Genomic DNA, 20,174 nt, shown 5'->3' on the forward strand with positions numbered 1-20,174 from the left:
AAGGATTTTCCCCTCACCCTCCCGCCCGCTTCGCGGTCGGGTCCCTCCCTCTCCCCAAAGGGGCGAGGGTGAGGTTGGTAGCCCTCGCCCCTCAGGGGAGAGGGTTGGGTGAGGGGAAACGACGGCCGAATGCGAGCAGGAAAGCAGCCGTGGAAGCTCCCTCAACCCCCCGTCAACCCGTCCACGATGATCTGCGGATGGGCGCGGGTGCAGGGCTCCACGCGGGCGGCGACATGGTAGATTTCGGCCAGCACCGCCGGGGTCAGCGCCTCCTCCGGCCGGCCGGCGGCGGCCAGCGCGCCCCGCGCCATCACCATCACCCGGTCGGCGTGCCGGGCGGCGAGGCTCAGATCGTGCAGCACCGCCACGGCGACGATGCCGCGCTCCCGCGCCACCTCGCGCAGCAGGGTCATGACCCCGAACTGGTGATGGAGGTCGAGCGCGCTCGTCGGTTCGTCCAGCAGCAGCACCGAAGGCTCCCGCGCCAGCGCCTGGGCCAGGCTGGCGAGCTGCCGCTGCCCGCCCGACAACTCGTCCAGCGAGGCGAGCGCCAGATCGCCGATGCCCAGCCGATCGAGCGTCGCCGCCGCCCGCCGTCGCGCCGCCGCCGCGTCACCCTCGATGCCGGGAACGGGAGAGGCCCTGAGCGCGCTGATCGTCGCCTCCAGCACGGTCAGCGCGACGCGTTGCGGCAGCGCCTGGGGCATGTAGGTCACGAAGGCGGCGTGCCGCGCGGCCGGCAGGCCCAGAAGCTCCCGCCCGTCCAGCGTGACGGAGCCCTTCGCAGGCAGCAGCCCGGCCAGCGCGCGCAGCAGCGTCGTCTTGCCCGCCGCGTTCGGCCCCACCAGCGCCGTCACATGGCCGGCCTCCACCTGAGGCAGGATCAGCCCCTCGATCACCGGCCGGCGGCGGTATCCGGCGGTCAGCGACCGGACGGCGAGGCCTCGGGAGGCGGCGTCGGCAGGGATGGGGGAGGGTGCGCCGGTCATACCCGCTCCCGCCGGCCGAGGATGAGCGCGAGGAAGAAGGGCACGCCGATCAGCGCGGTGACGATGCCCACCGGCAGCACCGCGCCGGGCACCAGCGCCTTGCTGGCGAGCGAGGCGAGCGACATCACCAGCGCTCCCGACAGCATGGAGGCCGGCAGGAAGAAGCGATGATCCTCGCCCACCAGAAGCCGCGCCATGTGCGGGCCGACCAGCCCGATGAAGCCGATCGTGCCGACGAAGGCGACGGCTGTCGCGGCCAGCACGCTGACCCGCAGCAGCGAGGCGAAGCGCAGCCGCGCGACGTTGATTCCGAAGGATCGCGCCCTGTCCTCGCCGAAGCGCAGCGCCGTCATCTTCCAGGCGGCGGCGACGGAGAAGGGGGCGACGCAGGCCAGCACCGCCGCCATCACGCCGATCGATTCGCCGTCCGCGCGCGACAGGCTGCCCATGCTCCAGAAGACGAGTTGCTGGAGCGCGTCCTGGCTCGCCACGAACTGCATCAGCGCGACCAGCGCGTTGAAGGTGAAGACCATGGCGATGCCGAACAGCACCAGCGTCTCCACCCCCGTCCCGCGCAGCCGCGCCAGCGCCTGGAGCATCAGCACCGATCCGAAGGCGAAGAGGAAGGCGTTGGCGGAGACGATCCAGCCCTGCGGCACGCCCGGCAGGCCGACATTCAGGACGATGGCGAGCGCCGCGCCCAGCGACGCGGCGGAGGAGACGCCGAGCGTGAACGGGCTGGCCAGCGGGTTGTTGAGGATCGTCTGCATCTCCGCCCCGGCCAGCGACAGGCCGGCCCCCACAAGCACCGCCATGGCGGCGTATGGCAGGCGCACGTCGCGGATGATGACGATGGCGGCTGGGCTCATCCCCTCCGGATCGAAAAGACCCTTGAGCGCATCCATCGCGCCGAGGCTCGACGGCCCGACCAGCAAATCCGCGAAGAAGGCCAGCACGACGCCGATGCCGAGCGCGGCGAGAACCAGCGCCCGGCGGCGTTGCAGCCGGTCATATTGGGCGAGCGTTCCCGCCGCCCCTTCGATGCTGGCGGACTCCGTCATCGCGGCCCCGGCGGGTCCAGGCTGATCCAGTACGTCCCCCGGAACGGCGCGGCGGAGAAGCGCTCGTTGATCTCCGCCAGCGTGGCGTGGGGGTCGATATCGCCGAACAAATCCGGGCGGATCCAGCCGGCCATCGCCTCGATCGCCAGGATGTTGAGCGGGCTGCCGTTGAAGAAGTTCCACAACCCGTGGACCCGTCCCTCGCTCGTGGCGGTGAGCGTCGCGAGGCCCGGCGCTTCGACCACCGCCTCCAGGCTGGCCCGCGCCGCGTCGGCCTCTACGCCGGACCCGACCTGCAACCCGTCCGCCGCCGCGCCGGCGACGCCGGTCGCGATATAGATTTCCGGGTCCTGCGTGATGACATATTCCAGGTTGAGCTGCCCGCCATTGGCCGTCGGGAACCTGTCCGCCCCGATATTGCGGCCGCCCACAAGCTCGATCGTCTCCCCGATCCCGCCTCCGCCGGCAGACCAGCAGCAGGGCCACAGACCGGGAAAGGCGTGCAGCAGCACGCTCGGCCGCTTGGCCGGCTCTTCGCCGAGGCGGTCGATGATGCGGGCCAGATGCTCCTCATAGAAGGACGTGAAGACCGCGACCCTTTCCTCCTGGCCCAGCGCCCGGCCCAGCAGCTCCAGGCTCCGGATCGTGTTGTCCAGCGGGTCCTGGTAGAAATCGACGAACAGCACCGGGATTCCCGCCGCCTCGAACGGCGCGGCCAGTTCGGCCGGATCGTCGGCAGCCTGCCACAGGCTGAACACGACCAGATCCGGACGGAGCGCCAGCGCCTGCTCGACGGAGAAGGTCTCGAAGCTGCCCAGCCCCACGGTCGGCAGCGCCTCCAGCGCCGGGAACGCTTCCGCGAACAGCGCGTAGGTGGCCGGGTCGAAGGATTTCAGGTCGCCGCCCCAGCCGGCCAGGCTGGCGACCGGATCGGAGGTCACGAAGCCCAGCGAGAGAAGCAGGAACCCTTCTCCCAGCAGGATGCGTTCCGGCTCTCGGGCGATCGTCACCTCCCGGCCCGCCAGGTCCGTCATCGTCTCCGGCCAGTCGGCACGCGCCGGGACGGCTGCCAGAACGAGCAAAAGGATGGCTGTCGCCAATGCCCTCATTGCAGCCATCCGAACTGCGCGTCGTGCAGGCGGCGATAGTTGCCGTTGGCGGCGACCAACTCCTGGTGGGGGCCTTCCTCGGCGACGCCGGTCTCGTCCAGCACGATGATGCGGTCGGCGTTGCGGACTGTCGCCAGCCGGTGGGCGATGACCAGCGTCGTCCGGCCTTCCGACAGCTTGGCCAGCGCGCGCTGGATCGCCTGCTCGGTTTCGCTGTCCAGCGCGGAGGTCGCCTCGTCCAGGATCAGGATCGGCGGGTTCTTCAGGAACATGCGCGCGATCGACAGGCGCTGCCTCTGCCCGCCGGACAGCTTCACCCCGCGCTCCCCGATGATGGTGTCCAGCCCGGCCGGCAGCCCGGCGATCACACCGTCCAGCCGCGCCCGCCGGGCGGCCTCCATGATCTCGTCTTCCCCGGAATCCAGCCGGCCATAGGCGATGTTGTCCCTGATGCTGCCGGGGAACAGGAACACGTCCTGCTGGACGATGCCGATCTGGCCGCGCAGCGACGCCATGGTCATCGCCCTGATGTCCATCCCGTCGATCGTGATCGCCCCATCCCCGATCTCGTAGAAGCGCGGCAGGAGGGAGCAGAGCGTTGTCTTCCCCGCGCCCGACGGGCCTACGAAGGCGACCGTCTCCCCGGCCTGGATGGCGAGGTCGATGTTACTCAGCACCAGCTTGTCCGGGCTGTAGCCGAAGCTGACATTCCGGTAGCGGATCTCGCCCGTGAGCCGGGGAACGGCGACGGCGTCCGGCCGGTCGACGATGTCGGGCGCGGTCTCCAGGAATTCGGTATAGCGCCGGAAACCAGCAATCCCCTTGGGATAGGTCTCCAGCACCGCGTTGATCTTCTCCACCGGCCGGAAGAACACCCCGACCAGCAGCAGGAAGCCGACGAAGCCGCCAGCGGTCAGGTCGCCGGTCAGCACGAAATAGCTGCCGGCGATCATGACGACCATCTGGGTCATCCGCATGCTGAGGTAGCTGAGCGACATGCTGGCCGCCAGGATGCGGTAGGCATCCAGCTTCGTCCGCCGGTAGCTCTGGTTGTCCGCCGCGAACAGCCGGCGCTCATGCGCCTCGTTGGCGAAGGCCTGCACCACGCGCATGCCGCCGACATTGGCCTCGATCCGCGCGTTGAAGTCGCCGACGCGGCCGAACAGCTCCTGCCAGGCCCGGGTCATCCGCCCGCCATAGCGGCTGGTCAGCCACGCCGTTGCCGGCACGATGGCCGCGGTGATCAGCGCAAGCTCCACATTGACCATGAACATCAGCGCGAAGGCGCCGATGAAGGTCATGACCGCGATGAACAGGTCCTCCGGCCCGTGATGGGCGACCTCGCCGATCTCCTCCAGATCCTTGGTCAGCCGGGCGACCAGATGGCCGGTCTTCTGGTTGTCGAAGAACCGGAAGGACAGCTTCTGAAGATGGTCGAACGCCTTGCGGCGCATGTCCGTCTCGATGTTGATGCCCAGCATGTGGCCCCAATAGGCGACCACGGCCATCAGCCCGGTATTGACGACATAGATCGCCAGCAGCCCGGCCGACGCCAGCAGGATCAGCCCCCAGTCATTGCCGGGCAGCAGCCGGTCGACGAACGCCTTCACCGCCAGCGGGAAGCCAAGCTCCAGCAGCCCCGCCGCCACCGCGCAGGAGAAGTCGAGGACGAACAGGGTCCGGTAGGGTCGGTAATAGGAAAAGAAGCGCTTGAGCATGTGAAACCGCGGCGTTGATTACCATGTGTAGCTGGCGCTCACCACCGCTGTCCGGGCCTGTCCGTAGTTGCAGACATTCTCGCCATTACAGCCGGCGACATAGTCCTCGTCGAACAGGTTCGTTACGTTGAGCGCCAGCCCCCAGTTCCCGACCTCATACCGGATCGCGGCGTCGAACACCACATAGCCGGGCACCTCCAGCGTGTTCGTCGTGTCGGCGAAGGACGAGCCGGCCATCCGGCTGCCGCCGCCGATGCTGAAGCCCTCCAGCATGCCCTCGCTGAAACGGTGGTCCACCCACAGGGACGCCATCACCTCCGGCATCAGGGTCGGCCGCTTGCCGACCAGCGTCGGGTCGGTGTCCTTCGTGATCTCCAGATCGTAGGCCGTGAAGGCGGCGATAAGCCGCGTGTTCTCCGTGATGTCGGCCGCGCCCTCGATCTCGACGCCGCGCGACCGCACCTCGCCGAGCTGGGCCTGGGCGAAGAGCGGATCGTCGGGGTCGTCGACCAGCACGTTCTGGCGCGTGAGCTCGAACACGGCCGCCGTGATCGTGGCGTCGGCGAAGGTCGGGCTGTATTTCAGGCCGGCCTCGTACTGCACGCCGATCGTGGGCTCGAAGGGCGTTCCGTCAGCGCCGGAGCCGATCTCCGGATCGAACGACCGGGCGACGCTGACATAGGGCGTCAGCCCGTTCTGGAATTCGTAGGCCAGCCCGAAGCGGCCGCTCAGTTCCCCGGTCTCCGCGTCGAACTCCGCGCTTCCCTCGCTCTCGGTCCACAGCCGGTCGTAGCGGCCGTTGAAGGTGGCGATCCAGCCTTCGCCGAACCGCACCTGGTCCTGGGCGTAGAAGCCCAACTGGTTCATCGTCAGGTCCTGGTCCAGATAGGGCGCGCCAAGCGGCGCTTGCGGCAGACCGTAGACCGGGTCGTTCACATTGATCGGCGTCGCCGGGCCGACCGCCTGGACATGGTCGATATTATAGTAGCGGTAGTCCACGCCGGTCAGCAGGGTGTGGTCCAGCGCGCCGGTCGCGAAGCTGACCTCCGCCTGATTGTCGATCGACGCCGTGTTGACCGAGGTGTCATGTCCGAAGTTGATCCGGCTCAACAGGCCTGTCGTCTCGTCGACATAGCCGATCGGATAGGGGCCTAGCTCCTCCGCCTCGACATTGGCGTAGCGGGCGTTCTGGCGGAAGGTCCAGCCGCTGTCGAATTCATGCTCGAACTCGTAGCCGACCATCGTCTGGTCGCGCTCCAGAGAATCGATATCCGGCTCGCCGTAGAAGAAGTCGCGGTCTATCCGGCCATAGGGCGCGTCCACCACCGTGCCGACATAGGGCAGGAAGCCCGTGCCGTGCATCATGTCCATCCGCTGGTAGGAGGCCAGCAGCGTCAGCGACGTGTCCTCGTTCGGACGCCAGAGCAGGCTGGGCGCGATGACGCCGCGGAAGCCGTCGGCGTGCTCGGTCTGCGTGTCGCCGCCGGCGATCCTGCCGACCAGCCGGTAGCTCCATTCGCCCTCCGGATCGACGCTGTCGCCGATGTCGAAGCCGGTGAAGGCCGTGCCCCAATTGTCGATGCCGGCCTCGACATACCGTATGCGCTCTCCGGTCGGCCGCTTGCTGACAAAATTGACGATGCCGCCCGTGGAGCTGCCGCCATAAAGCGCGGAGGCCGATCCTCTCAGCACCTCGATCCGCTCCAGCGTGAAGGGATCAATGGCGAAGGCGCCGAAGCCGTACTGGTAAAGCGGCAGGCCGTCCATGAAGACGCCGGTCTGCCCCGCGTCGAAGCCCCGGATGTAGAACCAGTCGGTGTCGGCATCGTGCCCGAAGGGCTGCGCCGTCACGCCGGCGACGTAGCGCAGCGCCTCGTCCACCTTCCGGACCTGCCGGTCGTCAAGCTGCTCCCGCCCGATGACGGTCAGCGATTGCGGGATCTCGTTGATCGGCGTGCCGGTCTTCGCGCCCGTCGCGCTCTGCGTCGCGACATAGCCCTGGACCGGGCCGGTCGCCGTCGCGCCTTGCCCTTCCACGACCAGCGGGTCGAGCGTCAGGGGCTGCGCCCCGTCCTCCTGGGCGGCGGCCTGACCGGCCAGCAGGGCGGCGGCCATGGCGGTCGTCGCGAAAAGGGACGAGGCCAAGGGAGACGGCGCGCCAATTCGCTTCGCCATGCGTCCTGCAATCGCGTTTTTCACTGTGTCCTCAGGCGGGTTTGGAGGGGGAATCGTAATAATGCGAGGCATTCTCATTATCATAAGATCGCCGATAATCCCGTTCTTTTTTGAAGCTCTCGCCGATTTTTCTGCGGGCATCGCCCTTGACGATCCAAACCGGCTGCGGAATCATGGTCGAGATGTCAGACCAATTTCCATTGCCCAAGGAAACAGCGACCGCCGACGCACGGCGGGAGCTGGCGTCCTGGCTGCGGCCGATCCGGCCGAAGGGGCGGGACGCCGCGGTGCTGGAGGCGCTGACCGGCCATATCGCCAACGCGGCGCTGAAGCCGGGCGACCGGCTGCCGCCCGAGCGCGACCTGGCGACGCTGCTGGGCGTCAGCCGCGCGACGGTGCGGGAGGCGCTGAAAAGGTGGCAGGGGCTCGGTGTCGTGGAGATGCGCAAGGGCAGCGGCACCTATCTGCGCACGCCGATAGAGCCGGGCAGCCTGCACGTTCCGCTGACGATCGCCGCCCACGCCGAAAACCTGATCCTGACGCTCCAGGTGCGCCGGGGGCTGGAATCCGAGGCGGCGGCCGTCGCGGCGCGGGAGGCGACGGCCGGGCAGATCGCGGTGATCGAGACGAAGCTGGACGCGATGGAGGCGATCCATCGCCGGTTCGGCGGCGCCGGCCAGCAGGATTGGGAGTTCCACCAGGCGATCTATCGCGCGGCGGGCAATCCTTTGCTGGAGCAGATCATCTCCCAGATGCACGATGCCTTCCACACGCTGTTCGAGAACCCGCTGAGGATGCCCGGCTTCGCCTCGCGCTCCTTCCCGCTGCACCGGGAATTGTTCGACGCGATCCGGGGCCGCCGGCCGGACGAGGCGCGGGACTTGGCGCGCAGGATCATCGACATCACAGAAGAGGACGTGCGGGAGGCCATGCGTGCCCGATAATCCCCAGCCTTCCGAAATGCCGATCCGGGGCGACGAAGATCCGTTCACGCTCCTGGCCCACGACGCGCCCTTCCCGGACGGCGCGGTGGTGCCGCCCATCTACCAGACCTCGCTCTTCACCTTCGCCGACTATGCGGCGCTGGAGGCGTCGTTCTCCGGCAATAACCGACGGCCGGTCTATTCGCGCGGCGACAACCCGACGGTGATGGAGTTCGAGCGGCGGGTCGCGGCGCTTGAGGGGGCGGAGGCGGCGCGCGGCTTCGCCAGCGGCATGGCGGCGATCAGCGCTGCGGTGCTGAGCCAGGTGGAGAGCGGCGGGCGCGTCGTCTGCGTCCGCCATGTCTATCCGGACGCCTACCGGCTGTTCCGCAAGCTGCTGCCACGCTTCGGCGTCACGGTCGATTTCGTCGATGGCGGCGATCCCGATGCGGTGGCGAAGGCGCTGCCCGGCGCCAGCGTCCTTTATCTGGAGAACCCGACGAGCTGGGTATTCGAGACGCAGGACCTTCCGGCCCTGACCGCGCTCGCCCGAAGGGAGGGCGTCTGCACCATCATCGACAACAGCTACGCCACGCCGCTCTACCAGAAGCCGATAAGTCACGGCGTCGATCTGGTGGTGCATTCGGCCTCGAAATATCTGAGCGGCCACAGCGACACGGTCGCCGGCATCGTCGCCGGTCGGGCCGACCTGATCGCCCGGATCAACGACCTGACCTACCCCTATCTGGGCGGCAAGCTGTCCCCCTTCGAGGCATGGCTGCTGGTGCGCGGGATGCGGACCCTGCCGCTCCGGCTCCAGCGCCATCAGGAAAGCGGGCTGGAGATCGCGCGCCGGCTGAAGGACCATCCGCTGGTCGCGCGGGTGCTGCACCCCGGGCTGAACCCGCCCGCCCTGACGACCCTCTCCGGCTATTCCGGCCTCTTCAGCTTCGAGGTGACGGAAGCCGTAGTTGTTCCTGTTTTCATTGACGCTCTTCGCCTCTTCAAGATCGGGGTGAGCTGGGGCGGACATGAAAGCCTGGTGATGCCGGCGCTGGCCGGCATCCGGCAGGCGGGCGGCCCCAGCTCGATGATCGATTTCGGCGTGTCGCCCCTCACGGTGCGGCTGCATGTCGGCCTGGAAGGCGTCTCCGACCTTTGGGCCGACCTTTCCCAGGCCCTGGAACGGGCGGCCGGCCCGTAGATCCGGCCCTTGGCAAACCCAAAGAACGAACGGGAGGAACGAACAATGAGAAAAAGATTGCTTTTCACCGCCACCGCGATGGGCATGGCGCTCGCCGCCGGGGCGGCGTCCGCGCAGACGCTTCAGGTGGTGGAGGTCATCACCAGCCCGCAGCGGACGGAATTCCTCCAGGGCCAGATCGACGCCTTCGAGGAAGCCAATTCCGGCGTCACCGTTGAACTGGTGTCGCTGCCCTGGGACCAGGCGTTCGAGAAGTTCCTGACCATGGTGCAGGGCGGGGAGACGCCGGACATCGTGGAGATGCCGGAACGCTGGCTCTCCCTCTATGCCGGCAACGGCCAGCTTGAGAGCCTGGAGCCCTGGCTGGCGGAGTGGGAGCATACCGACAGCCTGACCGACCGGACGCTCCAGTTCGCCCGCACGGTCGACGGCGAAGCCTACATGATCCCCTACGGCTTCTATATCCGCGCCCTGTTCTACAACAAGCGGCTGTTCGAGGAGGCCGGCATCGACGGCCCGCCGGAGACCATGGAGGAATTCATGGACGCCGCGCGGCGGATCACCGAACTGGGGGACGGCAAGTCCGGCTACTGCCTGCGCGGCAGCCGGGGCGGCTTCAATGGTTGGTACATGGCGATGGCCGCCATGAACGGCACCGGCGACTGGTTCAACGAGGACGGGACCTCGACCTTCAACGAGCCGGAAGCCATCGAGGGCATCCAGTTCCTGGTCGATCTCTACCAGGCCGGCTACGCCCCGCGCGACAGCGTGAACTGGGGCTTCAACGAGATCGTGGCCGGCTTCTATTCCGGCACCTGCGCGATGCTGGATCAGGACCCCGACGCGCTGATCGCGGTCGCCGAACGGATGCCGGCGGAAGATTTCGCGGTGGCCCCGATGCCGGTCGGCCCGTCCGGCAAGGCGTTCCCGACCATCGGCTTCGCCGGCTGGTCGATGTTCGCCGACAGCGAGCACAAGGACGAATCCTGGGATTTGATCGCCCATCTGACCTCGCCCGAATCCAGCCTGGAATGGGCGAAGTTCGTGGGCGTGATCCCGATCCATCAGGGCGCGCAGGACGATCCGCATTTCGCGACCGAGCAATATGCCGGATGGTTCACGGAGCTTAACGATCCGCGCTACGTGCTGACGCCGTTCCCCGCCCATCTTGAGGAGCTTGGCTACTTCTTCGACAACATCGCCGTCCAGACCTCGCAGGAAGCCCTGCTGGGCCAGCGGACGGCCGAAGACGTGGCGAATGAATGGGCGGCCTATCTGACGGAAGCACAGCAGAAATGGCTGGCGGAACAACAGTAAGCCGTCGGCGCGCGGCGGTCCCGGGCTTCACCCCGGGGCCGTCGCGGCGCGCCGCTTCGGTCATCCTGGAACCCTACCTCTATCTCAGCCCGGCCCTGATCCTGCTGGCGCTGACGATGTTCGTGCCGCTGGCGATCGGCCTCTCCTACGCCTTCCGCAACATCCGGCTGAACAACCCGTTCGACACCGGCTTCGTGGGGCTGGAGAATTTCGCCAGGCTGATCGAGGACGACAATTTCTGGCGGGCGCTGGGCAACACGGTGTGGTGGACCGGCGGCTCGCTGATCTTCCAGTTCTTCCTCGGCCTCGGCCTCGCGCTGCTGCTGAACCGGGCCTTCGCGGGACGGCGGCTGGTGCAGGCGCTGGTCTTCCTGCCCTGGGCCGTGCCGACCTTCCTGTCCGGCCTGACCTGGGCCTGGCTGTTCAACCCGGTGATCGGCCCGCTGCCGCACTGGATGGCCGCGCTGGGCATCCTGGAGGAGCCCTACAACATCCTGTCGAACCCCGCGATCGCGCTCTGGGGGCCGATTGTCGCCAATGTCTGGTTCGGCATCCCGTTCTTCGCCATCACGCTGCTGGCGGCCCTCCAGGCGATCCCGTTGGAACTCTATGAGGCGGCGGCCATCGACGGCGCCACGCCCTGGCAGCGCTTCACCCGCGTCACCCTGCCGTTCCTGGCGCCGACGATCGCGATCACCGTGCTGCTGCGGACGATCTGGATATCGAACTTCGCCGACCTGATCTGGGTGATGACCTCCGGCGGACCGGCCAACTCGACCCAGATCCTGGCGACCTATATCTTTTCAACCGCATATTCCCGGCTGGATTTCGGCTACGCCTCGGCCGTGGCGACCGTTCTTCTGGTGCTGCTGATGCTCTACGCCGCGATCCTGATCCGGATGCGCCGGACCCTGATGAGGAGGCGCTGAGATGACGGTCATCGGCCACAGCCCCGCGCGCCGCTTCTTCCTGTCCCTCGGCCATTACGGGGCCATCGGCGCTTACGTGCTGTTCGCGCTCTTCCCGCTCTTCTGGCTCCTGAAGATCGCCTTCACGCCGGACGATCTGCTCTATACCGAAGGCATCACCTTCTGGCCCTCGGAAACCACGCTGGCGAATTTCGACTTCGTCCTCTGGGGCAGCAATTTCCCGCGTTATTTCCTGAACAGCGTCATCGTCAGCCTGGGGACCGCGTTCTTCGTCACGCTGATCGCGGCGTCGGCCGGCTATGCCTTCTCCCGCTTCGACTTCCGGTTCAAGCCGGTGGTCGTCTTCGTGATGCTGCTGACCCAGATGTTCCCGCTGGTGATGGTGATCGCGCCGATCTACCGGCTGATGGCCCCGTTGGGCCTGACCGACAGCCTGACCGGCCTGATCATCATCTACACCGCCTTCAACGTGCCCTTTGCGACCTTCCTGATGCAGTCCTTCTTCGACGGCATCCCGAAGGATCTGGAGGAAGCGGCAATGATGGATGGCTGCACGCGGCTGATGGCGCTCCGTAAGGTCATCTTCCCGCTGACCCTGCCGGGCATGGGCGCGACGCTGGGCTTCGTCTTCACCGCGGCGTGGAGCGAGCTTCTGTTCGCGCTGATGCTCATCAACAGCGACAGCCAGAAGACCTTCGCGGTCGGCCTGCTGACCTTCGTCTCCAAGTTCGGCGTCGATTGGGGGCAGATGATGGCCGCCGCGGTGCTGGCGCTCATTCCGGCCTGCATCTTCTTCGCGCTGATCCAGCGCTATCTCGTCCAGGGACTGACCGCCGGCGCGGTCAAGGGGTAAGCCATGGCGTCCGTCACCATCCACGAAGTCCACAAGGCCTACGGGGCCGTCCATGTCCTCAAGGGCGTCGACCTCGCCATCGAGGATGGGGAGTTCGTCGTCCTGGTCGGCCCGTCCGGCTGCGGGAAATCCACGCTGCTGCGGATGATCGCGGGGCTTGAGGAGATCACCGGCGGAATCGTGCGCATCGGCGATCGCGTGGTCAACGACGTGGCCCCCAAGGATCGCGACATCGCCATGGTGTTCCAGTCCTACGCGCTCTACCCGCACATGTCGGTCAACCGCAATATGGGCTTCAGCCTGGAACTGCGGAAGCGTGCGCGGGACTTCATCCGGGAGCAGGTGGACAGGGCGGCGGGCATTCTCGGCCTGTCGGCGTTGCTGGAACGCCTGCCGAAGGAGCTTTCGGGCGGCCAGCGCCAGCGCGTCGCCATGGGCCGGGCGATCGTCCGCCAGCCCCAGGTCTTCCTGTTCGACGAGCCGCTGTCGAACCTGGACGCCAAGCTGCGCGTGCAGATGCGCACGGAGATCAAGTCGCTGCACCAGGAACTGCGGACGACCTCCGTCTACGTCACCCACGACCAGGTCGAAGCGATGACCATGGCCGACCGGATCGTCATCATGCATGACGGCGTCATCCAGCAGATCGGCACGCCGCTGGACCTCTACGACCGGCCGGTCAACCGCTTCGTCGCCGGCTTCATCGGCTCCCCCTCCATGAACTTCCTGACCGGCATGGCGGGCGAGGGCGGAGTGGGGCTGGACGAGGGCGTGACATTGCCTCTGGGCGCGGCGGCCGGCCTCAAGGGGGAGGAGATCGTCTACGGCATAAGGCCGGAGAACATCGCCCTCGACCCCTCCGGCCGGACGGGCGTTCCCGCGACCGTCGAGGTGGTGGAGCCGACCGGCCTCTCGACCCTCGTCTATTGTCGGGTCGCAGGCCATCAAATCTGCGTCTTCGCCATGAACCGCCCTGATGTCGAGCGAGGGCAGAGCGTCGGCCTCCTGCCCGACACGGGCAAGCTGCACCTGTTCGATCCCCACACCGGCGACCGGATCGAGACCTGACGGGTTCCCAACCCTCCGCCGATCGCCCAGGATGGGCCGGAATCGTTGAAGGACAGGAGGAAGCTATGTGCGGCATCGTCGCGCTCTGGAACGCGGGCTCGGAGGAGTTGGCCGCTTCGATGACGCGGAAGATCGCCCATCGCGGGCCTGACGAATTTGCGATCGGGCGGGTCGGCGACGGCCCCGGCATCCTCGGCCATTGCCGGCTTTCGATCATCGGCCCCGACAATGGCCGCCAGCCGATCCATCATGGCGGCGCGGCGCTGGTCGCCAACGGTGAGATCTATAATCACCTCGACCTGCGGGCCATCCTCGGCGCGGACCTCTTCCGGACGGACAGCGACAGCGAGACGATCATCCGTCTTTTCGATACCGCCAGTCGGGGGACCGGGGGCGGGCGCTGGATCGACCGGCTGGACGGCATGTTCGGCTTCGTGCTGTGCGACGGGGAAAAGCTGATCGCCGCCCGCGATCCTCTGGGCATCAAGCCGCTCTACATGGCGCGGCTGGGCGAGGGGCTGGCCTTCGCGTCTGAGGTCAAGGCGTTCGACGGCTTGGGCGTGGAGGATGTCGCCGCCATCCCGCCCGGCCATCTCTTCGATAGCCGCCACGGCCTGCGCCGCTGGCACCGGATGCCCCACGGCGCTGCCCTGCCGGAGCCGGGGCTGGACGTCGACGGTCTGGCGGCGGAGCTTCGGCTGGTGCTGGAGGATGCCGTCCGCAAATGGTCGATGAGCGACGTTGGCTTCGGCGCCTTCCTGTCCGGCGGGCTCGATTCCTCGATCATCGCCGCGCTGGCGAACCGGGTGCTCGGCGGCGGCCTCAGGACCTTCGCCGTCGGCGTCGAAGGCAGCCCCGACCTCGCCGCCGCGCGGCGGGTCGCCGACCATATCGGCAGCGACCATCATGAACTCCGCTTCACCGCGGATGATATCGCCGCGGCGTTCGAGGAGGTGATCTACCATCTGGAAAGCCCCGACGTGGACCTCGTCCGCAGCGCCGTGCCGACCCATTTCGCCGCCCTTCTGGCGCGCCGGCACGTCAAGGTGACGCTGACCGGGGAGGGGGCGGACGAGCTGTTCGCCGGCTACGCCTACCACAAACCCTATGCCGGCAACCCGGTCGCCCTGGCGCAGGAGATCACGCGCTCGCTCGGCACGATGCACAACATCAACCTCCAACGCGTCGACCGGCTGACCATGGCCCAGGGGCTGGAAGCGCGGACGCCCTTCCTCGACCGCGACCTGATCGCCTTCGCCCAGACCATCCCGGTCGACCTCAAGCTGAGACGGGAGCCGGACGGGCGGCTCGTCGAGAAATGGATATTGCGCAAGGCCTGCGAGGACCTGCTGCCCGACGACATCGTGTGGCGGGTGAAGGCCCAGTTCGACGAAGGCTCCGGCATGGTCGCCTCGCTCCAGCAGGCGCTGGCCATCGCCACGGGCCTCGACGGCGAAATCGACCGCGAACAGGAAGGCCGCTTCTACCGCTCCCTGGTGGAGAAACGCTACGCCGACCCCGCCCGCATCTTCGCCACCGCCGGCACCTGGTCCTCCGACCGCGTAGTCGCCTAGACAACACCGTCCGGACAGGATAGTATTCCTGCAACAGTCGCCCGAACTCCCACCCGTTCTCCCTCATGGTGAGCCTGTCGAACCATGCCGGCGCGGAACCAAAAGCCGACAAAAGCCCACACCAGAAAAAGCCCTGCGCCACGATCCAGTTGGTCATTCCGGCCCCCGAGCCACTGGTGTCCGGTTTAGAATATCGGGTTGTGTGCACCAGTCTCAGAGACTCTCTTAAGTCGTCAAAGGAGTGCCTGCCACCGTTGTTTCAGCGACTTTTGGCGGAGAAATCGCTTAAGGGAGTTGATCCTCGTCGGCCTTCGGCTCTGACGGGACGACTGGTGCGAGTGCGATAAGCCGTTTTTAATCGCATAGGTCGCGGAAAAATCTAAACCGGACACCAGTGGCCCCCGAGCCGGAATCCATGGGCCGGAGACGCCGCGCCGGTGGCGAAGGATCGGGTACGGTCGCGTCCGCCATCGACGCCCTATGGATGCCGGATCGGGGTCCGGCATGACGGCGATGGGGGACGGGCGGCGCTATTGTTCAGCAGGAAAAAGCCGACAAAAGCCAACACCAGAAAAAGCCTGCCACGCCCCAGTTGGTCATTCCGGCCCCCGAGCCGGAATCCATAGGCCGGCGACGCCGCGCCGGCGGTGAAGAACCGGATTCGGCCCTGCCCGCCATCGACGTCCCATGGATGCCGGATCGTGGTCCGGCATGACGATGGTGAGGAACGAGGCGCCCAAAATGACGACGAATGATGACAAATGATGACGCCCGGAAAAGCCTTCTCGCCGTTGAGGAGAGGGTTTGGTGAGGGGGTGGTTTCGCCCGGTGGTCGACGCGCGGCCGAAGGATTGTCCCCCTCACCCTCCCATCCGCTACGCGGACGGGTCCCTCCCTCTCCCCGGAGGGGCGAGGGCTTACTTTTTTGCCCTCGCCCCTCCGGGGAGAGGGTTGGGTGAGGGGCCTTGGTTGGTGAAGTTGGTTGTACCCCTATCCCTTCACCCCGCCGGCCGTTAGCCCGCTCACCACGCGCTCCTGGAAGACGACGATCAGGATGGTGATCGGCACCAGCGCCACGATCAGCGCCGCTGAAATGAGGGGCCAGGGGAAGGCGAACTCGCCCTGATAGAGGGTGATGCCGACCGAAACCGTCCTCATCTCCTGGCTGGACATGAAGGATAGCGCCAGCAGGAATTCGTCCCAGGCGTTGACGAAGGCCAGCAGCCCTGCCGTGAACACGCCGGGAGCCGACAGCGGGACGATGACCCGGAAGAGCGCGCCAAGCCTCGTGCAGCCGTCGATCATCGCTGCGTTCTCCAGGTCGCGCGGAATGCCGGAGAAGAAGCTGACCAGCACCAGCGTGCAGACCGGCATGCTGAGCACCGCATAGGGCAGGACCAGCGACGGGTAGGTGTTGAGCAGGCCGAGCGCACGCATGATCTCGAACAGCGGGACCATCAGGGTGATCAGCGGGAAGGTCGAGACGGCGACCATCCCGGCCAGGATCAGATTGCGGAAGGGCACCCGCAGCCGGGCGATGGCGTAAGCGGCGAGGCTGGAGACGAAGACCGCGAGCGCCGTCGACAGGCAGGCGACGACGAAGCTGTTGAGCAGGAAGCGCAGCAGCGGCTGTTCGCTGAAGGCGGTCATGTAATTGACGATGGTCGGATCGGCCGGCCAATAGGTGATCGGCAGGCTCGTCAGCTCCGATTCCGTCTTCAGCGATGTCAGGAAGATCCAGAGCGGCGGGAACAGGCCGTTCATCACCACGATCAGGGCTGCGAGCCGCAGCCAGACGCGGTGGTCGGCGAACAGGCGGTTGAAATTGTCCATCGTGGCGGTTCCCTACCCGTTCGATCCGTAGATGTGCTTCAGGTAGAAAACTGTCGCCAGCATCGACACGATGAACATCAGCACGGCCAGCGTGGACCCGTAGCCGAAATCCAGGAAGTCCAGCGTCGTGGTGTGGATGTACATCGCCAGCGTCTCCGTGGTGCGGCCAGGGCCGCCCCGCGTCATGGCGTAGGGGATGTCGAAGGTCTGGATCGCGGTGATGGTGCGGAAGATCATCGCGACCACGATCGCCGGCATCAGCATCGGCAGGGTGATGCGCCGGAAGCATTGCCAGCGCGATGCGCCGTCGACGGTTGCCGCCTCGTATAGGCTCTTGGGGATCGTCTGCAGCCCGGCCAGCAGAATCAGCGCGACGAAGCTGGAGGTCTTCCAGATGATGGCGATGCAGATGGCGGCGAAGGCCAGCGCCGGCTCGATCAGCCACAGGGGCGGCTCGAAGCCCAGCCGGGCGATGATGTCGTTGACGATGCCGTAGGTCGAATCGAAGAACCAGCGGAAGATCAGCCCCGCGAAGACCAGCGGCAGCGCCCAGGGCAGCAGCAGCGAAAGGCGGACCGGCCAGCGCGTGCGGAAGGGCAGGTTCGCCAGAAGCGCCAGCCCCAGCCCGACGATCATGGCGCCGGGCACGGTGATGAGCGTGTAGAGGACCGTGTTCCAGGTCACGTCCCAGAAGCGCGGATCGGAAAGCGCATCCCGGTAGTTCAGCAGCCCGACGAAGGGGCGGCCGATCCAGGGTTCCGCCAGCCGGATCGTGAAGAAGCTGGAATAGATCAGCCTTCCGACCGGATAGAGGACGATCAGGCTCAACAGCGCCGCCGCCGGCAGCAGCAGGAGCAGCCCCAGCGACCGTTCGCTGAGGTCGCCCAGCGAGAACCGCCTGCGGGTCGAAGGGATTGTGTCCGACGCGGTCATGGGGCCGCCTTCGTCTCCTGATGTGCGGAAAGGGCGGGGGAGGTGGACGCCTCCCCCGCTGCGGTTCAGCGCAGCACGCGCTGGAGGCGGGCCTCCATGTCGGCGATCGCGTCCTCAGGGGATTTGATGCCGGCCAGCACCGCGTTGGTATTGGTGCGGATCGTCTCCGACACCTCCGGATAGCGGGGGCTGACCGGACGCGACCGGGCGGTCTGGACGACCGGCAGCGCCTGGGCGAACCACGGGTTGGCCTCGAGCACCGCCGGGTCCTCGTAGACCGACGGGATCGCCGGCAGGTTCGACGCGTTGACCGCCAGATGGCTGGAGCCTTCGGGTCCGGAGAGGAAGCGGATCAGGTCGACCGCCTGCTCCTTGTTGTCGGAGAAGGCGCTGACCGCCCATTGCCAGCCGCCGATGCAGGTCGCCGGCTCGCCGCCCTCGAAGGAGGGCAGGGGGACGACGCCGACCTTGCCGGCCACGGCGCTGTCCTCGCCCTGGAACAGGTTCCAGCCATAGCCCCAGAGCTGGGCGAAGACGACGTTGCCGGACTGGAATTCCTGGCGGGTGGTGTCGGTCGCGACCTCGGCGATGTTCTCCTTGGTCACGCCCTGCTCGATGGTCGACAGTAGGAAGTCGAAGGCCTGCATGGCGGCCTCCTCGTCGATGTCGACCTCGCCTTCGGCGTTCAGGAGCTCGCCGCCGGCGCCCCAATAGGGGACGAGGAAGGTGCAGTTCGTGCCCTCGATCGGCGCGCCCTGATAGGAGAAGCCCTGGAGGTTCGGATCGCCTTCGCCTTCCAGGATCGTCTTCGCCTGGCTCATTAGCTCTGCCCAGGTTGTCGGCGGCTCAAACCCGTACTCCTCCAGAAGGTCTTTGCGGTAATAAAGGAAGAGGGCGTCGGCGAAGGCCGGCAGGCCGATCAACTCGCCGTCCACCTGGTTGGATTCGGCGTAGACCGGCAGGTACTGCTCCAGGATCGCGTCGCGCTCCTCGCCCAGATAGCTGTCCAGCGGCTCGGCCCAGCCGGCGGCGGCGTACTGCGCCGGGCGGACGACGTCGATCAGGAAGACGTCGATGGCGCTGTCGCCGCTGGTCAGCACCGTGGTCAGATATTGCTGTTGAAGTTCCGACGTCGCGCCGCCGACCTCAAGCTCGACATTCACGCCCGGGTTGGCTTCCTCATACCGCTCCAGAAGCGGCTCCATGACGTCGGGGCGCTGCTGGCCGCCGATGAACACGCGCAGATCCTGCGCCTGGGCCGTGGCGGAAGCGGCAAGGCCGATCGCGGTCAGTCCGCCCAGGATCAGATGGTGACGTTTGGTCATCGTTGTTTCCTCCCTTTTTGATGTTGAGTGATTGAAGGGTCTACGGACTCCCGATGGCCAGGGATTTCTCGCTGTCCGGATCGAACAGGTAGAAACGGTCCATGGCGAAGGCGATCGGGAAGCGGTCGCCGGTGCGCGGGGCGCTCTCCGGCGGCAGACGGGCGATTACGTCATGTCCGCCCAGGTCGAGGAAGGCCAGCGTGTCCGACCCAAGTGGCTCGATCACCTGGACGGGCAGGCTGAGCGTCGACAGGTCGCCCTCCCGGCCCGGCGCCAGATGCTCCGGCCTTATGCCGAACAGCAGCGGCCGGCCGATATGCGCCCGGCAGGCTTCCTCCCGCTCAGGCGGCACGGGGAGCCCGCCGGACTCGCCGAAGTCGAGGCGAAGCCCGCCGCCATCCTCCGTCAGCCGGCAGGCCGCGAAGTTCATCGGCGGCGATCCGGTGAAGCCGGCTACGAACTTGTTGGCCGGGCGGTTATAGATGTCGTCCGGCGTGCCGACCTGCTCGATCACGCCGTCGCGCAGCACGACGATCCGGTCGGCCAGCGTCATCGCCTCGACCTGGTCGTGGGTGACATAGATGATGGTGGCGCGCAGCTTGTCGTGGAGCTTCTTGATTTCGGTCCGCATCTCCGTCCGCAGCTTGGCGTCCAAATTGGACAGCGGCTCGTCGAACAGGAAGGCGACCGGGTCGCGGACGATGGCGCGGCCCATGGCGACCCGCTGGCGCTGGCCGCCGGAAAGCTCCCTCGGCTTGCGGTCCAGAAGGTGGCCGATCTGGAGGATATCGGCGGCCTCGTCGACCCGCCGGACGATGTCGCCGGCCGACGCCTTCCGCATCTTCAGACCGAAACCCATATTCTCGCGCACCGACATGTGCGGGTAGAGCGCGTAATCCTGGAACACCATGGCGATGTCGCGATGTCGCGGCGGCAGCGCGTTGACGGTGCGGCCGCCGATCTCGATCTCGCCGCCGCTGATCTCCTCAAGCCCCGCGATCATGCGAAGGAGCGTGGATTTGCCGCAACCCGAAGGGCCGACGAAGACCGCCAGTTCCTCCGCCTCGATCTCCAGGTCGACGCCGTGGATGACCTGGAGGTCGCCATACTTCTTCACGACATCGCGCAGGACCACGTTCGCCATTATCCGCTCCCCAATACCG

16 protein-coding genes are annotated in these 20,174 nt (G+C 66.9%); 7 read left to right on the plus strand and 9 right to left on the minus strand.

Annotated features, from left to right (window positions below; genetic code table 11):
- Positions 1 to 161: 161 nt before the first annotated feature.
- Genes AAFN89_RS00130 through AAFN89_RS00150 form a run of 5 tightly spaced genes read right to left on the minus strand, consistent with a single transcriptional unit; the run spans position 162 to position 7,022 of the window.
- A complete protein-coding gene (locus tag AAFN89_RS00130) occupies positions 162 to 989 on the minus strand; it encodes an ABC transporter ATP-binding protein (RefSeq protein WP_347534644.1) in 828 nt (275 codons plus the stop codon).
- A complete protein-coding gene (locus AAFN89_RS00135; RefSeq protein WP_347534646.1) occupies positions 986 to 2,050 on the minus strand; it encodes an iron ABC transporter permease in 1,065 nt (354 codons plus the stop codon). Before AAFN89_RS00135 ends, AAFN89_RS00130 begins: the two co-directional genes overlap by 4 nt.
- Positions 2,047 to 3,150: an ABC transporter substrate-binding protein gene (locus AAFN89_RS00140; RefSeq protein ID WP_347534648.1), complete on the minus strand. Its 1,104-nt coding sequence runs from the start codon at positions 3,148 to 3,150 to the stop codon at positions 2,047 to 2,049. The genes AAFN89_RS00135 and AAFN89_RS00140 overlap by 4 nt, the downstream gene beginning before the upstream one ends.
- 5 nt (positions 3,151 to 3,155) lie before the next feature.
- Positions 3,156 to 4,877 carry an ABC transporter ATP-binding protein gene (locus AAFN89_RS00145; RefSeq protein WP_347534650.1) on the minus strand — a complete coding sequence of 574 codons (1,722 nt, stop codon included), beginning with the start codon at positions 4,875 to 4,877 and terminating at the stop codon, positions 3,156 to 3,158.
- Positions 4,878 to 4,895: 18 nt separating this feature from the next.
- Positions 4,896 to 7,022: a TonB-dependent siderophore receptor gene (locus AAFN89_RS00150; protein ID WP_347534652.1), complete on the minus strand. Its 2,127-nt coding sequence runs from the start codon at positions 7,020 to 7,022 to the stop codon at positions 4,896 to 4,898.
- Positions 7,023 to 7,234: 212 nt separating this feature from the next.
- Here AAFN89_RS00150 and AAFN89_RS00155 point away from each other — a divergent pair, with 212 nt between their 5' ends.
- From AAFN89_RS00155 to asnB, 7 genes are all read left to right on the plus strand, one after another.
- Positions 7,235 to 7,996, plus strand: coding sequence for a FadR/GntR family transcriptional regulator (locus AAFN89_RS00155; protein ID WP_347534654.1), 762 nt, complete (start codon positions 7,235 to 7,237; stop codon positions 7,994 to 7,996).
- Complete coding sequence (locus AAFN89_RS00160) at positions 7,986 to 9,179, plus strand: PLP-dependent transferase (RefSeq protein WP_347534656.1); 1,194 nt, start codon at positions 7,986 to 7,988, stop codon at positions 9,177 to 9,179. The genes AAFN89_RS00155 and AAFN89_RS00160 overlap by 11 nt, the downstream gene beginning before the upstream one ends.
- A gap of 45 nt (positions 9,180 to 9,224) precedes the next feature.
- Complete coding sequence (locus AAFN89_RS00165; RefSeq protein ID WP_347534658.1) at positions 9,225 to 10,496, plus strand: sugar ABC transporter substrate-binding protein; 1,272 nt, start codon at positions 9,225 to 9,227, stop codon at positions 10,494 to 10,496.
- On the plus strand, positions 10,475 to 11,425 hold the full coding sequence (locus AAFN89_RS00170; RefSeq protein ID WP_347534660.1) for a sugar ABC transporter permease: 951 nt from the start codon (positions 10,475 to 10,477) through the stop codon (positions 11,423 to 11,425). Before AAFN89_RS00165 ends, AAFN89_RS00170 begins: the two co-directional genes overlap by 22 nt.
- A 1-nt stretch (position 11,426) precedes the next feature.
- Complete coding sequence (locus AAFN89_RS00175; RefSeq protein ID WP_347534662.1) at positions 11,427 to 12,278, plus strand: carbohydrate ABC transporter permease; 852 nt, start codon at positions 11,427 to 11,429, stop codon at positions 12,276 to 12,278.
- Positions 12,279 to 12,281: 3 nt separating this feature from the next.
- Complete coding sequence (gene ugpC / locus AAFN89_RS00180; protein ID WP_347534665.1) at positions 12,282 to 13,346, plus strand: sn-glycerol-3-phosphate ABC transporter ATP-binding protein UgpC; 1,065 nt, start codon at positions 12,282 to 12,284, stop codon at positions 13,344 to 13,346.
- Positions 13,347 to 13,411: 65 nt separating this feature from the next.
- Positions 13,412 to 14,920 carry an asparagine synthase (glutamine-hydrolyzing) gene (asnB, locus tag AAFN89_RS00185; protein WP_347534667.1) on the plus strand — a complete coding sequence of 503 codons (1,509 nt, stop codon included), beginning with the start codon at positions 13,412 to 13,414 and terminating at the stop codon, positions 14,918 to 14,920.
- Between the two features lie 990 nt (positions 14,921 to 15,910).
- Here the strand turns inward: asnB and AAFN89_RS00190 are convergent.
- From AAFN89_RS00190 to ugpC (AAFN89_RS00205), 4 genes are all read right to left on the minus strand, one after another.
- A complete protein-coding gene (locus tag AAFN89_RS00190; protein ID WP_347534669.1) occupies positions 15,911 to 16,753 on the minus strand; it encodes a carbohydrate ABC transporter permease in 843 nt (280 codons plus the stop codon).
- A 12-nt stretch (positions 16,754 to 16,765) separates the two neighbouring features.
- On the minus strand, positions 16,766 to 17,686 hold the full coding sequence (locus AAFN89_RS00195) for a sugar ABC transporter permease (RefSeq protein ID WP_347534671.1): 921 nt from the start codon (positions 17,684 to 17,686) through the stop codon (positions 16,766 to 16,768).
- A 65-nt stretch (positions 17,687 to 17,751) separates the two neighbouring features.
- Positions 17,752 to 19,011, minus strand: coding sequence for an ABC transporter substrate-binding protein (locus AAFN89_RS00200; RefSeq protein ID WP_347534673.1), 1,260 nt, complete (start codon positions 19,009 to 19,011; stop codon positions 17,752 to 17,754).
- 40 nt (positions 19,012 to 19,051) lie between these two features.
- The gene (gene ugpC / locus AAFN89_RS00205) at positions 19,052 to 20,155 is read right to left on the minus strand and encodes a sn-glycerol-3-phosphate ABC transporter ATP-binding protein UgpC (protein ID WP_347534675.1); all 1,104 of its coding nucleotides are present in this window, start codon (positions 20,153 to 20,155) and stop codon (positions 19,052 to 19,054) included.
- Positions 20,156 to 20,174: the final 19 nt, after the last annotated feature.

The organism is Inquilinus sp. CAU 1745, assembly GCF_039839375.1.
Lineage (GTDB): Bacteria > Pseudomonadota > Alphaproteobacteria > DSM-16000 > Inquilinaceae > JBDOQU01.